A 16907-nucleotide genomic window follows, 5' to 3' on the forward strand; every position below is an offset into this window, starting at 1 on the left:
TCTATTTTAACGTCTTATCGTTAATATTCGCCCAGATTCGACAATCCCCTTCCCTTTGTGCGATTTACCGACAATGCGACCCATTCATCTAAATTTTCGCTCCACAAAAAATAGGGCATCCAGATGCCAGCATTCACTGGCTCTCTGGACAGCCCCAATTCTTGCTCAAACCTCGCGGATCTCTTCCAAATATCTCATCAGCGCGACGATCGCTTCTGCCCGGGTGACCTTTGCATCGGGTACGAAGCGGTTTTCGTCGCGACCTCTCATGATGCCCAGCTGTTTCAGATCGTGAACCGCCTCTCTTGCCCATGGCGGAATCGCTTCTTCGTCAGCGTATGACGCAGGCATGGCGGGATCGACCGGCTTGTGTTGTTTCTTGCCGTTCAGCGCGTGAGCACGCCAGATCAGAACCGCCAGATCAGATCTTGTCAATCGTTCGTTCGGACGGAAGGTTCCGTCTTCGTAGCCGACTATAAGTCCAAGCGCGGCGACTTGGTTGACCGCTTCGGAGGCCCAGTCGCCGATCGCGCCGGCGTCACGGAAAGCGGGCGGGGCTGCGCCGGTATCGACGGGCAGCGAACGAATCAAGATCGCGGCGATCTCCTGTCTTGTCACGTTCGCGTCCGGCCGGAATGTGCCGTCCGGATAGCCGGTGACGATGCCGAGCGTGACGGCTCGTTCTACAGCCGATTTCGCCCAATGGCCGGTCATATCCGAAAGGGAAGGGCTGCCGTTCGAGCCGGGGGCCGCTTCGGGCGTCACCGCATTCGACGCGGCCGACATGGGACCGCTGCCCGCGGCGTTGATCGCCTGCACATTAAATGTGTAGGACACGCCTGCGCGCAGTCCCGTCACCGTGATCGGGCTGCCGCTGCCGGTCGCCTCCACGCCATCCGGCGCCGACACGACCCGGTAGCCGGTGATCGCGCTGCCCCCATCGACGCTCGGGGCGACGAAGCTTACCGTCGCCTCCTTCACGCCCGCCGTCGCCGTCACGCTCGTCGGCGCGCCCGGCGTCGTGACCGGCGATGGCGTCGGCGATGGTGTCGGCGTGGCCGGGGATGGTGTCGGCGTAGCAGGCGATGGCGTCGGCGTGGCCTGCGGCGCTTCAGGCGTCGCCGCGTTCGACGGCGCCGACATCGGACCGCTGCCCGCGGCGTTGATCGCCTGCACATTAAATGTGTAGGACACGCCTGCGCGCAGTCCCGTCACCGTGATCGGGCTGTCGCTGCCGGTCGCCTCTATGCCATCCGGCGCAGACACGACCCGATAGACGGTGATCGGGCTGCCTCCGTCTTCGGTCGGCGCGACGAAGCTCACCGTCGCCTCCTTCACGCCCGCCGTCGCCGTCACGCCCGTCGGCGCGCCCGGCGCCGTGACCGGCGACGGGGTCGGCTCGACCGGCGATGGGGTCGGCGTGGGTGGCGACGGTGTAGGCGTAGCAGGCGACGGGATCGGCGTGACCGGCGAGCTGTCCGTGACGTCAACGACAAACGTCTGCGGCGCGCCTGCGCTGAACGTAAACGTCAGGTTGACGGAGCCCGCAGCCAAGCCGGATAGAAAGCCGCGGTGGATCGTGACCGTATCGGCCGACAGCGTGTAATCTGTCCCGGCCTGAAGCTCGGTACCGCCGTTCGCGATGCCGGTCAAAGCATTGCCGTTCAAATTCAATGCGACGGCGATATCCGTTTGATTCGACGGATTTTTGTCGAAGGGAGCCTGCGTCGGACTGATCGCGCTGTCGCGCGCCGGACGCGGCGCGATCGTCAAGACCGCGTGCATCGCTCCCGCCGCGACCGACTTCACGTAGTATCCGTCCATCGCGGCGATTTTTTCCGGCACCAGACGATTCGCGGTATCGCCATGTCCCAGCTGGCCCTGATCGTCGAGCCCGAACGAATAGACCTGGCCGTCGTTCGTCGTAAACAACGAAAAATCCCTTCCCGCCGCAACGGCGGCTGCGTCCTCCGCGCCGGCAACGACCGTCGGCACATTCAGACTTGCGGTATTGCCCTGGCCAAGCTGGCCGCGATTGCCGCTGCCGGCGGCGTACACCTCTCCGTCGTCGGTCAGCAGCAGCGCATGCGTTGCGCCCGCGGCGACCGCTTTGACGGGCTTGTCCATCGCTTCGATCAACGTCGGCACGTTGGCGTCCGTCGTATGTCCGAGCCCCAGCTGTCCGCCTTGATTGCGCCCGAACGCATAGACGTCTCCGTTTGCCGCGATCAGCAGCGAATATTGTTGGCCGGCCGCGATCGCTTTGATCTCGGGAATGCCGGGAATCCGCACGAAGCTGGAGCTGGACGCCGTCTGTCCAAGCCCCAGTTGTCCGTATTGGTTCGAGCCGGCTGCGTAAACCTCTCCCGCCACGGACAGCAGCAGCGAATGATCCATCCCCGTTGCGGCCGCGGCGATCGGCGGCAAGTATCCAAGCCGCACAGGTATATTTTGCGTCGTGCCTGCACTGAATCCCAGTTGACCGTTCGAATTGATGCCAAACCCATAAACATCGCCGTCTGCCGACACGACGAGCGTATGATAATAGCCGGATGCGACGCTTTTCACCGGAACGCTCTGCAGCGCAATGACCGGCTGCGGCACAATCCGATCTCCACCGCCGCCGATTCCCAGCTCGCCGTTGGCATTCCAGCCTCCCGCATACAGCTTGCCTTCCTCCGTCAGCCAGAAGGTAAAGCCGCTCCCGGCGGCTGCCGCCCTAATATCGGCTGGCGCATTCAGCGCGGCCGGGGCGGCCCGATCGGCTGAATCTCCCAGTCCCAGCTGTCCGTATGCATTGTCCCCGAACCCGAAGGCGCGTTTTTCCTTGCTCGCGGTGTAGATGACCGACAAGTTCAGCTGTTCCGACGGTCCCTGATCGAATTCAAACTGTAGCACCGCGTCGCCGACATTCAGCGCAGCTAAATAGCTTTTTTTAATGATCGCTTTCGTCCCGCCGTCCTCGAGCGTGTAATCCGTTCCGGGAACGAGGTCGGCCGGCCCGTTGCGGATGGCCGTCAGCGTATGGCCGTTCAGCTCCAGCGATACGGCGATGTCCCGCCGGTCGGGTTCGTACTTCTCGAAGGTCGCCTCGGTTGGCGAGATCAGCGACGCAAGACTGCCCGATATAAAAGTAGAATACGTCCCGCTTTCGATGAATTGAATGTTCCACAGTCCTTTAATGCGCTTCGGCGCAAGCTGCGATTCGTTGTCCCGGTCGCCAAGCTGGCCGAACGCGTCGTAGCCGAAGGCATACAACGCGCCGTCCTCGTCCACCGCAAACGAATGATACCCGCCCGCCGCGATCGTCGCAAGCTTGGGGAGGCCGGCCACCCTCGTAGGCACCGAGCGATCCAGCGTATCGCCCAGTCCGAGCTGTCCAAAGCCGTTTAGCCCGAAGGCGTAGGCCTCGCCGTCCACCGTTAGCAGCAGCGCATGCGAACCGCCTGCCTCAATCTGCCGAATCCGTTTATTTTCCGCATCCAATGCTGTAATTCGCGTCGGCGTATAGCGAATCTCCTCTTCCCCCGACGCGCCGAGGCCAAGCTGTCCGTTCACGCCCAGGCCAAAAGAATAGAAATCGCCATCCTCCGTCAGAAGCAGCGAGAAGTCCGTGCCCGCGCTAATGGCCGCTATAGGAGGAAGCTGCTCAAGTTTGGTCGGTACTGCAGCGGAGGAGACGGCTTCTCCAAGACCAAGCTGGCCGAACGCATTGCTGCCGAATCCGTACACCTCTCCGCTCACCGTGAGCACCAGCGAGTGGCTGCCGCCTGCCGCTACGGCCTTGGCCGGAGGAAGGCCCGCGATCTTGACGGGGGCGTTTAAGGAATTCGCATTCCCATGCCCAAGACGCCCGTCGCCGCCGAGACCGAACGAATAAACGTCGCCGTTACCCGTCAGCACCAGCGAGTGGTTTCTGCCCACGGCTGCGTCGATCGCATCCGCGATCCCGGCGACCGCTTGCGGCGCCTGGCGCGTGGCGGTGTCGCCAAGTCCCAATTGGCCGTATGTGTTGTTGCCGGTCGAGAGCACATCGCCGCCATCCGTTACGAACAGCGTAAAGTTGCCGCTAGCCGCTACGGCCCGCACCGGGGCGCCTGCATCGACGGCTGCCGGGACGGTTTGATCGGTCGTATGCCCGAGCCCCAATTGCCCCCGGTCGTTTTGGCCGAAGGCCAACAAGGAAATCGCTGCTGCGCTTGCATCCGGCTGAGCGGCTTTTACCGTTCCGGATAACGACTGCATAGGCTGAAGCAGCCCGACAACAAGCGTCACGGCAAGCAGTCTGGCCCACATGGCGAGCATCATCGTCCTCCTTTTTCCGCGACTCGAATATCGACAACCCGGATCTCCAGTTAAATGCAAGGCCATTCGCTTCTCGTATCCCCCCTCGCCATTTGTCAATTTATGATACTATTCAACAAAACTATTCAACAAAGTCGCTTCTTTTCCTTGCATACGCTCAAAAATAACAGCAAATTCAGCCCTCACACTCACGCCTAATGAAATACGTAAAACGCCTTTTAACAAAAGCGACCAGAACGTGTGCAAGCGCGTACCTTTGTAGCAGACCAAGTAATGCCGGAATATGATGTCTCAACATACGATTTTTAAATGAGGTACTGATAAATGAAAAAAGAGGATAACAAGCGAATTATCACGATGATTGTGGTCGCGGTCATTCTATACTCATTTGCCATGGGAAATGGCGAAAACGGGAGTACTGGAGGAGGCCCAGACGTCATAATCGTTTGATTTAGGTGGGGATCAAACTTGAGCAATCGCCGAAATAACGGAAAGTGCATTAACGGAAAAAAGCCCCCCCCCTCCCAAACTGACTCCCCAACAAATCGCTGTCGTCATCGGGCTGTTGACCAACGCCTTAGAGGTTGACTCTGTGCTTCTGGATAAGGATCAGAGAATTGAAATTGTCCTGGTAGGTTCAATCAGGAAAAAGTCTAAAGCAGATCTCATCGCCGAAGAGCTCGGCGATATAAGCGTCGGCGACTTGATTGAGGCCTTTATACGCAAATAGCCCCCATCTGGAAATCAAATCGGATGAGGGCTATTTGACCGTACTTTGCGTCCTAAGCGGTACTCCCCTTTAAAATTGGAATACCGCTTCCTTCCTATCGGCAATAGCCCATCCTGCAGAACTGCTCGCCGTTGGTTCCAATAAATAAACGTAGTCTAAAATTTCATCTTTCCAATACTCCCTGACAAAACTCGAAAAGTGCCGTTCTTCTCTTTTTCCGCTTTCTCCGGCACCGACATTTCCGCTCCATAAAAGTTCTTTATGTCCCGACCATGCAGGTTTCCGTCGTCCATGTACTTGAGCAGAATATTCGGTTCCACGTCGAAGCTTTGACGCCTACTGAACGGATCTATTACGATGGATTGAAGCGTTTCGACGCGTTCAAGATTTACGGAGCTTCCGGTCATGATGTCATAATAAGATCGTAAGCTTTGAATCATGTGTCCGCCATCAGAGTTATGAGGAACACGAGATTCGGTATACTTGATCTTCGATCCGAAATTTTCAGCGCGATACGTTTGAATGGCACTGATCTGATCCTTAGGAATATGGACCGTCTTCCGCTCGCTTGTATCGTAACCAATAAAGTAGTCAGAGGAAATATCCATTCGAATATACGTTTTGGCTGATTTCTCCCCCACGGAGACCTTAGCTAGCTCCAGTTGTCCTTTGCTTTTGTTATAGTTCATTGCTTCAATCTCTTGCATGTGAAAACCGTACAAAAATAAAGAAAGCACAAATAAGAAAATAAATAGCAACAAAACGAGCAGATTCAGAGGGATCGACCTCGAGCGGTATTTGTTATGTATCAATCTCGTAACAATAAGAAACGGCAAAAATAGGAGAAAATAAAACGTAATATAGACGAGCATATTGGGTATCGCCGGTATCCAGCCCCTGCTAACCCAATTCATTTGGAAGAACAACACTCCCCCCGCACAAAAGTATGCCAAAAATCAGGCACGCGTTAAACCATATCTTTTGCCGTTTCAGGAGATTTATTAATCTTGCAGGAATAGCGGCAGCTGCAGAATAAGCTAATCCCGCTCCAACCCCAACGACAAAGAACACGTAAATACCGTTTATCAAATACATGGAGTACGAGATGGGCTGGGCTCGCAAAAAGTTATTGATAATAAACAAATCGTTGTAGTAGGGTGCAAACAACCCTTGGACGAATATGAAGCCGATCGCATAAACCGTAAAAGGTATAAACCAAAGCTCCTTTAGCCGATTCAAAATCGTTTGCACTTGTCCATTCATCTTACGATTTCCCCCTTTTTCGTTAACCTTATCTTTTTGTATCGGCGTTTGTTCAGCCGGCTTTAGGGAACCCTTCATTTTAACCTGCATACGCAGTTGCATTAACGTTTTCCAGTTTGATGAAATGCTTTTCATGTCAAGCAAAAACGCCTCCCGTCTATGTCGAATACACATAGCCGGAGGGCGTTTTTCGTACAAGAGCGATCAACGGCGAACGCCTATTTGGTCATCCGTTTGAACTGCCTGTAGGGAATCTCGTATTGCAGCGGCTGCCCCGCGGCAAAGCGTTCGATCTCTTTCACCATGGCCCACGCGTAATTTTCCAGCTTCACCATCCCGGCCACATGCGGCATCAAATAAACATTGTCCAGCTCGCGCAGGGGACTGTCCGGCGGCAGCGGCTCCGACTCGTATACGTCCAGCACGGCCGTTATTCGTCCCGTCCGGAGCGCTTCGGCCAACGCTTCTTCGTCGATCAGCGAGCCCCGCGCGGTATTGATCAATACGGCTCCGTCTTTGATCCATTTCAGATTGTCCCGATTGATCATCCGATAGGTCTCGTCGGTTTTCGAGGCGTGGATCGAGACGAGGTCGGAATGAGACAGCACTTCATGCAGCGAGCACGGTTCGACAGCGTCGTAGGCCAAGCTGTTCATATCCACGTAAGGATCATACAGCTTGATGCGGACCCGGAAAGGCTGCAGCATTCGAATCAAATGGCGCCCTACGGCGCCCAGACCGACAAGTCCGACCGTCTTGCCGATCAGGCTCTCGCATTCCCCATTGTTCCAATTCATCGCCCTTACATCGCGCTCCCTGCGCGGAATCTGCCGCAAGGCGGTCAGCATGTAGGCGAGCGTTCCTTCGGCCACGTATTCGGCCATGACATCGTTCGCGCTGCACACCTTTATTCCTCTTTCATACACGCTATCCGTAATAAATCCCGCCACGCTCGCACCCGGGCTGACAATCAGCTTTAATCGATTCGCCCGCTCAAGAACGGCTTCCGTAAACGGGGGACAGGACAGCCAGCCGAGCGCAAAGCAGACGTCGACGTCTCGCAGGCGGTCGCCCAGCTCTTCCTGGGTCATCGCCCTTCCGTAGTCGTTCATCCGAACGTCGCCGATCCGGCGCAGCGTGTCCAGCACCGGCTTCGGCAAAAACCGCTCCTTCCATTCGCCTTCCTGCAACGTAATGAATAGGTTCATGCCATCTTCCCTTCCAGCCGGCGGATGTACGAGATGAAGTGCGGCAGCGCCACGTCGTGGTCGGCCAGCTCGGGATGCCACAGCTTTTCCCATTTAAAAGTGATCCACCCGCCGTATTTCTTTCCGCCTAACGCATCGATTATTTTTTCCAAAGGGATCTCCCCGGTTCCCGGCAATACGCTTCTATAGCCCTCATTCGTCGATTGAAGATCCGCCGCGTACAAGCGTTTGACCGCAGGCTGGACCGCAGCCAGCGCCATGTCCGGATCCTCGCCGCCAAGCCGTAAATGATCGGGCGAAAATCCGATGCCGACTCTGGCGTCCCCGATCAGCCGGACCGCCGCGGCGACCTCCAGCGCGCTTGCGTACAAGCTATGGTTCTGGATGATGACCTCAAGCCCGGACCGGTCCCGCTGGAGCAGCCCGGCGAGCAGCTCGGCGACGGATGACAGATTGACGTTTGCATACGCCGGATCGGCATGGCCGTGCACCTGAAGGCGAACGGCGCGGGCGCCCGTCTCGTTCGCCAGCTCCATGCTTCGCTTTAACGTATCCTCGACGATCCTTTTTGCATCCGATCGAAGGTGATCGTAGTGCGGGTACAGGAACAAGCTTGCCAGCGCGATCCCTTCGGCCTCCAGCGCATGCACGATTTCCTTGATATGCGCGGCGGACGAATCGAGGGTCAGCTCCCCCCTTGATCTCCGATACCCGCAAGTCGATGCCGTCGTAGCCGTACCGGCGCGCCAGCCGGATCGCTTCGACGCCGCTCAAATCCGGCGTCGCCAAGGTTGAAAAGCTGCACTTCATAACTGTTTCGTTCTCCTCCTCGAGACGCGCTTCCGTCCGTTACTTCTCTTGCCAATGAAGCAGATTCATGATCGCCGCAACCGCTTCGGCCCGCTTCGCGACATCGGCCGGCGCGAAGCGGTTCCCCGTCTTGCCGCGAACGATTCCGGCTTCGACAGCCGCAGCGACGGACGCCCTCGCCCAATTCGGGATTTGGTCCCTGTCGGCGAACGCCGGCAGCGCCGACTCCTGCTCCTGCTCCGGCTTCAGCCCGGCCGCGCGGGCCAGCATCGCCGCCATCTCCGCCCTCGCGATCTGCCGATCGGCGCGGAAAGTGCCGTCGTCATAGCCTGTAAGGATGCCCGCTTCCGCCATGGCCGAGATGGAAGCCGCGGCCCAAGCCGGAATACGGTTCGCATCCGCAAAGGCGGTGTGCGCAGCTTGCTCCCCTTGGCCTCCTTGCAGTCCTAAAGCCCGGCTGAGCATCGCGGCGAACTCGGCCCGCGTCACCGTGCGCTCCGGACGGAACGTGCCGTCTCCGTATCCGGTGACGATCCCCCCTCTTCACGGCTTCCAAAACGGATGGCTCCGCCCAGTGTCCCTTCATATCGGTCAGTCCCGGCCCATCCGTCAGCTTCGTCTTCAGCGCGGGCTTGAACAGGGTGCTCTCTATGGAGGAATCGACCAGCTTGACCTCGTTCAGCTCCAGCTCGGCGGGGCCGGGAGCGAGGCGCTTGAACCGCAAAGTCGCGAGCTTCATATCGCCCTTCATCCCCTGTTTCGGTCCGATCAGCGTGTAAGCGACGCGAATCCGCGCTCCGTCCACCAGGGGGTCAACCAGAAAGCCGTTAGGCGGCGCCTCGGCCTTCTCCAGCTTCAGCCGCCGCTCGTCGAACGTCAGCTTTAATTCATACGCATAGACGTCGCTTGTCCCGCGGGCGGCGATGACGACCGCCAGCGAACCGTCGCCGCCGCTCGTCATCTCGAACGCCGCGGATTCATTGGCCGCCGCGCCGAATGCGGCGGGCCCGCCTATCATGAACAGACAGCCTATCAGCATTGCAATCGTGAATTTGATCCTCATCCGTGCGCCTCCACCCTTCGCGGCATGAAGACCGGACGCGGCTCGCCGAGCCGCATCCGGTATCCCGTTCATCTGCATGCCTGCCGCAGTCTTCCGCTATTGTCCCGCTGCCCAATCAGCCAGAATCATTCTGGCGACGGCAGCCAGCACCTCGATCGTAATTTCATTTCCTCCGTCGATCGCGGCCGCCGACACCTTGCCCCAGTTCGGGTCCGAATTCGTTACGCCGTAGTACTTGGCAACGATGGACAGGTCGCGAATGCCGACTTTGGTGGCACCGCCCCCGACGAGCGTGACCAGCGAGCGCTCGAACGTCTGGATGGCCCCGTTCAGGGAAGCAGCTGCCGCATTGACGCTCTCCTGGCTGGAGGCGCTGCTCCCGCCGACGGCCTTGGCGGCGTCGAGCGCCGACTTGAGCGGGGCCTTGGCCGATTGCGGATACTGGCCGATCTTGTCTCCGTACGGTCCGTTGTCGTGAAGCTTCTGCGCCTTCGCGATCGCGGCGTTCAGCGCCGTCAAGTCGGCCGGTGCGCCTGGAATGACCGCGTTCAGGAATTGCTGTTCGGCGGTCCCCAGCGAGGCGACGGCTTCATCGACCGCCGATTGGGATACGCCCGCCAGATCGCGCTTCGCCTCGGCCTGCCCGATCGCATCCGCCAGCGCGTCATAAGCCGCCTGCGGATATTGTCCCGGATTCGCGCCGACCGTCGCATCGCCCAGCAGCGCCTGCGCATGCGCGATCTTGGCGATCAACGCCGTTTTGTCCGCTTCAACCGGATGAGCCACAATCTGCAGGGAGACGGTCGCTCCCGTCGTATCCGGCCGGACCGAATCTTCTCCTTCGAAGGTAAGCTCCAGGTCGGACAGCGACACGGCGGTAGATACGCCGGTCTGCGCGTCGTCCTTGACCGATGCGTGCAGCTTGAACAGCGGCACGGTTCCTGCGAGCTGCTGCCCGGCACCCGCCGTGAACAGCAGAATCTTCAGCGTCCCGGGTTGATCGGCCATCGCGGCCGCCACCTGGTAGTTCGCTTGCAGCGACTCGATCGCTTCGTCCTTCAGCATCCGGACGCCTTCGTACAGTTCGGTATCGAACGCCAGCGCCTGCGGATCGTAATGGACGAGGATATCCGCGCCGGTAAAGCGGCTTGCATCGCTAACGCCGACCGTCAGTTCAAGCTGCTGCCCCGGCTGCAGTTGTTCTGCGCTGGCCGCGAGCGTGCCGCCCGGATCTTGATTCGCCGGCTGCGCCGCCGCCACGGCGGCATCGAGCGCGACTTGGACCGCGAGCGCGTTGGCATAGCCTGCTGACGGCCGATGGTCCAGCAGCGCCTGCGCAACGTCGATCCGCTGCTGCGCCGTCAAGCCGTCGTAGGCGGTCAGGTTCAGATCGAGCCCGACTGCCGCGATCGCGGCCTGCATCGCCGCCGCATCGCTTGCCTCGTTGACGGCCGCGAGCGGAGACGGCTCGGGATTCGGTTCGCCGTATGTCGCCAGCGTGACGGACATGGCGAATGCCGACGGAATCTTCTGCATGGTGATATTGGTATTGTTCGACCCCAGAAGGACGAGGGACAGCTCCGTCTTGTCTGCCGCTACGGCATCCTTCACGTACTGCGTGATGTTCAATTCGTAATTGGCGCCCGTCGCCTGAACCGCAGTTCTGCCGATCTCGGCGAGAGCCGCCATATTGCTGTTTTTCAGATCGGCAAGCGGCTGCGTATTCCAGGTCAGCGGCGCTTCCCAGTTACTCGGGGCGGCGTAACCGATGACGGTTCCTTCCCGGGTTGTAAAAAACTGAACCTTCGCGTCTCCGATCGCGTCGGCCTCCAGGCCCGCCAACGAAGCAATATTAAATTTCATATAAACGCCGCCCTTGCGGCTCGAGGTTCCGCCGTACAGATTCGTCCAGCTGGCGGTACTGACGGTGCCCGGATTCGCCTGGTCCACGATGGCGTGCGCCAGGAGGGGCGCATTGATCTTCGGGATCGCGGCATTCAGCTCCGCCTGCACCGCCTGGGCGTCGGCATAGCCCGACGCGGGACGATGCGTCAGCACGGAAGCCGCTACGCTGTTTTTCTGCTCGTTCGTCAAGCCGTTGTACGCGGAGAGCACAAGCCCGAGCGCAGCGTTCTCGACGGCGGTTCGCATGGCCGCCGCGTCCGGGGCCGTATTGACCCGCTGCAGCGCCGATATGCGAACCTGGAAGCGGAGCGTATACGTCGCCACCGTCCACTTGTCCTCCGCGGTCACGGTCACCTTCGCCGTTCCGGGAAGCGCCGACGCATTCTGAAGCACGGCCGTCGCCTTGCCGGTATCCGCCACCTTGAAGCTGACGACCGGCAGCGCCGTCGTTCCTTCCGGCAGCATGATGTCGTACGCATACGTTTCCGGCGCAAATCCCGCAACCGTAACGCCGTTGACCTTCAAATCGCTTAAGCTGGCGTTCTCGCTTAAGGACGGCGCGTTGCTCGCTTCCTCCACTGCCGCGTCAAGCGCGTCCTGCAGCGCTGCCGCATCCGCAAAGCCGTCGGCCGGACGCACCTCCAGCAGGCGGCTGCCGACCATCCGCTTCTTCCCTGCGCCAAGCGCGTTAAATTCGCCAAGATCGAGTCCCAGACCGGGAGCGGCGATGGCCGTCAGCATTTGTTCGGACGTAACGGCTCCATTGACGACATTGAGCGGCGACGCTGCATCCGGTACGATGCTGACGCTGCCCTTGTCGGGCACGGCCTGAACGAGCAAATACCGCTTGCCGTCCCGGATCTTCTCGACGAACGGAATCGGCTCGCCGGCTTGCGTCGCGCCGATATCGCTCCATGCATCGTCGACTCTAACCTTCACCGTGAGCGGGTAATCGTACAACGTATCGTCCATGCGGTCGGTCAGGTTAAAGGTGATTTTCCGATCGTCCTTCCGCGTCACGACGATGTGAGCCGTATCGCGTTGTTGGCTGTAGCGCACGATGTCTCCATACCGGCCCACCCAGATCTGGTCGCGATACGTATCGAGAAGCTGCAGCAGGTATTGCGTCAGATCGCGGCTCGTCCGCGTCACGCCGTCCGAAGGCGTCTTGCCGGATTCATTCAGACTATGGACGAGCATATTGCTCCAACCGCGATAATACGAGGCGCTCCATACTTTGCGATTGGGATCGATAAGCGTCTTCACCATCGCCTCTACGCTGTTGCCGTTCGCCGCTTGATTGGTCAAGTCAAGACTGCCCGGACGAACGCTTAGCGACTGCGTGTTCATGTAATTGACGCTGTCCGCCGGATTCGGCAGCCCGAGCGTTCCCCGGGCGGCGATATAATATTGGGCGGCGATCTCTTCGTTGCCGCTGCCGAAAGGATACGCCAGCGTCGTTGCGCGAACGCCCTCGATCGTGTCCAGCAGCGCTTGCGAGTCGGCATATTCGCTGTGCAGATGCGCCGGGTCCAGCGTGCTGCCTTTGTCTTCGTGCGTGACGGTGTGCGAGCCGATCTCATGCCCTTCCGCGGCAAGCGTACGCCATTTGTTCGGGTCTTTGATCAAGCTCGTAATGACAAACCAGCTGAATTTAAAGCCGTATTGCTGGGCCAGGCTGCGCCAAGTATCGTGCTCGTTTTCAAAATTGTCGTCGATCGTCAGCGAGAAGGCGCCCGTCTTGTCATCGGCCCATAGCGCCACTTCCGCGTCGCCGTGCTGCTGCGGCCAGTGGTCGTAATCGGCCAGATTGATCCGTTTCTCGCCGGATGCGAGCGGGGGCAGATTCCGAAGCTGATTGCCCTGCGGCTCCAGCGCGGATTCGACCTGCTCGCGCACCTCGGTTTTCGTCAAGTAGCCGTCCGCCGGCTTGTTGTCCAGCAAATACTGGGCCACGAACTGTTTCTTGTCCTGGCTGGCCGTTTCATACTTAGGCTTGTAAAGGCCGAGCGCCCTCGATTCCAGCGCCGAACGCATCTGCTCGGCCGTCTGCGCCTCGGTCAAGGCGAGCAGGGCTTGCAGACGGACGCCTTCGTTCAATTCATTTTGCGCTGCCGCTTTATTCGCATAGCCGGCTGCGGGGCGCGCGTCCAGCACATGCTGCGCGACAGCGTTTTTGCCCGTCTCCGACAAGGCGCCGTAGCCGTACAGAATCATCCCGAGCGCACTCGCTTCCAGCGCCGTACGCATCTGTCCCGCGCTCGAAGCTTGATTGACCGCTTCCATCGGCGCCGCAGGGTTATTCAGGATCCGGTTCCATATCTCTTCGTTGATCTTCAGAATCGGTCCGTTCAGCGACGTCACGCCTTCATTCACGCCCTTGGCGTAAGTCATATAGCCATGCTCGTTCTTGTACAGCATATCCGTCGTTCCGATGCTAAGCCTGCTTACGACATCCCGCACTTCGGCGCTCGTCAACCCGGAGTCGATGTTATCGAGCAGCAATACGGGCGTGATCGCATCCACGTTCGGCTTCCAGCCCATGAAGACGTAAGTCAGGCTGCTTCGCTTGCCGTTCGCGTCCAGCGTATCGAATTCGAAGCCCATGCTGTCCGCGCCGAGATTCGGCAGGTCGTCCTGGCCGTCGACGATGTAGCCCCGGTATTTGCCGATGCCGCTGTCAAAGCCGCCGACCGGAGAGACGGGATGCGAAAACGTATAATTTACGAATTCGGCCATGATTTTGCCCGGCTGGTTTAGCGGATGGCCTTTGTAAACGAAGCCGTCGCCTGTGGCATCCTTACGAATCTCGCGTTCGGTCAGCGTCTTGCCCGAGTTCTGGTAGATCGTGCGAATATTCGTCAATCCGGCCGCGGTCAGTCTCGCCAGCCAGTCGTCGTAGTTAAAGTTGCGCATCTGGTCGTTCAACCACTGGGCGTCTTCGAAATAATACATCGCCATAATGGCGCCCGCGATGCCGGACCGATGATTCGGGTTCCATTCCTTGTCGAAGTTCCCGGTGGCGTCGATGCCCGTTTTATTGTCGTTTTCGTCGTCGTAAGCGAACTTGGCGCCATAGAGGCCCGCCAGAATCATCAGATCGAGCTTTTCCTTCTCGGCGGCGGTCAGCGCGTTCCAAATCGCGGGCGCCTTCTTTTTGGCCATCACGATCGCGCTCAGCAGCGGCATATAGCCTTGCCCCGACAGGCCGTTGCCGGCGAAGCCGGGCTCGTTGCCGCCTGCCATCACGGACCGGAGATGCTGCAGCGCCTTGGCCGAAGCGGTCGTAACGCCGTCGGGACCGATATAGTCCGGAGCGGACGCGGACAGCAGCGTCAACAGTTTAAGCGCGTTGGCGCTCTTTTCGTATTCCTCCCGCCATTCCATGACCCATTTCAACGTGCCTGAATGCGTTTCCAGATTGTAGTCTAGTAATGGCTGTCCGAAAGCCGTCGCGATCGCTTCGGCGCTGAACGGAATGCGAACCTGCGCCTGCTCGCCCGGACTGGTCGCGGTCGCAGGCTGCGATACGGCTTCTTTCAACACCAGGTCGTAAGCTTTGACGAGATACGTATATTCGGTTCCCGGCGCAAGTCCGTTGTCGACGAAGCTCGTCGCGTTCGTAACCGTACCGACCAAGGCGCCGTCACGGAAAACTTTGTAGTACAGGATGCCCGTATCGTCCGTCGATGCGGTCCAACTGACGCGCGCCTGCATCGTATTGGAGATCGCGACCTGCACGTTCGCGGGGGCCGTCGGGTTCTCCGTATCCAGTCGATTGGCCACGGCGGATACGAATACGGCCTGCACGCTCAAAGCATGCGCGTAGCCTGCGGCCGGCCTGCCGGCCAAAACGTCCTGCGCAACCTGCGAACGTTTGGCCGCATCCATGAGCCGATAACGTTCCATCGGAAGCCCCAGCGCGTTGGATTCCAACGCCGCAGTCATCGCCGCATTGTCGTTCGCGGCATTGACGCGGGCCAGCGCTTCATCCAGACGCTGTCCGTCCTGCACGACATGGTTGTCGATCGACAGCAGCCCGTCGGCCTGGCTGTAAACGAACGCTTGCCCGATATTGTTCAGCGCATAGCCCGTATTCGCATAGTTGCGCGCTTTGAATTGATCGGCCAACTGAACCGGCTGCTCCCCTTCGGGCGCGATCCATACATCGTAAGTACGTGTCGGCTGACCCGTGCCGCTTGCCGGGTTGATCCGCACCTCCACCTGATAGGTACGGTTCGATTGGGCGGTCAATGGATGGGAAGAGGCGTACGCGTTGTCGTTGCGGACGTCGAAGTTCCCGAAGTTGGAACGAACGATATAAGCCAGATCCGGGAACCCGTTAAGCGTCACCGAGCGGTCCGCATAGCTGATCAGCGCGTCCGTCTCCTGCGGATTGCCCGTCAGGTTCAGGTCGAATTTAATGGCATAGGATCGGTTCGCGAGGTTATTGTCCGATTCCAGGCGTATCGCCAGGCTTTGTCCCTGCTCGTCCTTGAACGGAACCTTGGATACAAAATGGTCCGCAATCAATCTGGCATTCGCAACGGCCGGGACATCGGTCGCTTGCGCATCTGCCGTTGCATGGACGCCGCCGATGTCGCTCAGGACGGGCGCGCTCGCAGCGAACGCATAATCGGCCGCCAGCAAGACGGGCTGCCCGGCATTCGGCGGCGTCAGCCACAGATCGTACGTGCCCAGCGACAGATTGATCATCGCTTTGACATGGTATTTTTGTCCCGCTGTATAGTTGACCGGCGTCTTCGACTCGAAGCCGGCTGCGTTCGCGGCCTTGATGGTGCCATCCGTCCCGAAGCGCAGCGCGATCGGGAAGTCCGCCGTGGCGGCAGGCGCCGCTCCGTCCGCCGTAATGCCTACCGTGCCGTTGCCGGTAGTCGAAGCAGGCGTCGCATCGAATTCAACGACGCGCAGATGACCCTTGTTATTGCCGCCGAACGATTGGACAAGCTGCATGAGCCCGGTCGGCGCAGGCGCTTCGTCCTTCAATTCAACGACAAGCTTCGGCGTGTTGGCGGTGCTTTCTCTGGCGTAAAACTCCATGTTCTCATTTAAAGTGGTTATCGGTACAAATGCGACCGCAAGCGTGGACTTGCCAGCGGCAAGCTGCGTTTTCAAATAATCGGCGAGATCGAATGGATAGTAAACATCCGGCGTACTCAATACGGACTGCTGACTAAGTACCTGGCTCCCGTAAACAGGCGCATTATTCCAGGTCAACGTCGATTCCGACCAGCTCGTATCGTCGACGGCTCTCAGACCGACCGTCATCGCGGTCCCGTTCGTGCCCATTTTCTTCAGCCATACTTTCGCGTTTTCGATCCGGTCGGCCTCCACGCCGGCAAGCGCCGTCAGATCGAACTTCATGTAAATGTATCGTTGTCCGCCAGTGCTGCCCTTTAATTGCATCCAGGTCCCGTTGGCGTTCGTATCCTTGGCAACGGCGGAAGTGAAAGCATCGTCCGTCGGAACAAGCTCGACGACCGATGCGGAAGCTGCCGAAGCCACGGCGCCCCGCCCGGATGCGGCCGGGAAGGCAAGACCGATGAGCAGCGCCATGACGAGCGCCGCGCTCACCGCTTTTTTCCAGGAAAATTTCATTTCT

Annotated in this window: 7 protein-coding genes; all 7 read right to left on the bottom strand. The window is 59.2% G+C overall.

Annotated elements, in window-relative coordinates; all coding sequences use genetic code 11:
* Nucleotides 1–165 precede the first annotated feature (165 nt).
* A complete protein-coding gene (locus tag OMP38_RS17005) occupies nt 166–4308 on the bottom strand; it encodes an RCC1 domain-containing protein (protein WP_277566186.1) in 4143 nt (1380 codons plus the stop codon).
* Between the two features lie 882 nt (nt 4309–5190).
* Nucleotides 5191–5724 carry a hypothetical protein gene (locus tag OMP38_RS17010; RefSeq protein ID WP_277566187.1) on the bottom strand — a complete coding sequence of 178 codons (534 nt, stop codon included), beginning with the start codon at nt 5722–5724 and terminating at the stop codon, nt 5191–5193.
* Between the two features lie 211 nt (nt 5725–5935).
* On the bottom strand, nt 5936–6433 hold the full coding sequence (locus OMP38_RS17015; RefSeq protein ID WP_277566188.1) for a hypothetical protein: 498 nt from the start codon (nt 6431–6433) through the stop codon (nt 5936–5938).
* An 83-nt stretch (nt 6434–6516) separates the two neighbouring features.
* Nucleotides 6517–7506, bottom strand: a complete 990-nt coding sequence (locus OMP38_RS17020) for a hydroxyacid dehydrogenase (RefSeq protein WP_277566189.1) — start codon at nt 7504–7506, stop codon at nt 6517–6519.
* Nucleotides 7503–8195 (bottom strand): sugar phosphate isomerase/epimerase family protein, encoded by a 693-nt coding sequence (locus OMP38_RS17025; RefSeq protein WP_338130581.1) that lies wholly within the window; start codon nt 8193–8195, stop codon nt 7503–7505. The genes OMP38_RS17020 and OMP38_RS17025 overlap by 4 nt, the downstream gene beginning before the upstream one ends.
* 160 nt (nt 8196–8355) lie before the next feature.
* The gene (locus tag OMP38_RS17030) at nt 8356–8670 is read right to left on the bottom strand and encodes an S-layer homology domain-containing protein (RefSeq protein WP_277566190.1); all 315 of its coding nucleotides are present in this window, start codon (nt 8668–8670) and stop codon (nt 8356–8358) included.
* An 805-nt stretch (nt 8671–9475) separates the two neighbouring features.
* Nucleotides 9476–16903 carry a CBM96 family carbohydrate-binding protein gene (locus OMP38_RS17040; RefSeq protein WP_277566192.1) on the bottom strand — a complete coding sequence of 2476 codons (7428 nt, stop codon included), beginning with the start codon at nt 16901–16903 and terminating at the stop codon, nt 9476–9478.
* Nucleotides 16904–16907: the final 4 nt, after the last annotated feature.

The sequence above is a fragment of the Cohnella ginsengisoli genome (assembly GCF_029525555.1).
GTDB classification, from domain to species: domain Bacteria; phylum Bacillota; class Bacilli; order Paenibacillales; family Paenibacillaceae; genus Cohnella; species Cohnella ginsengisoli.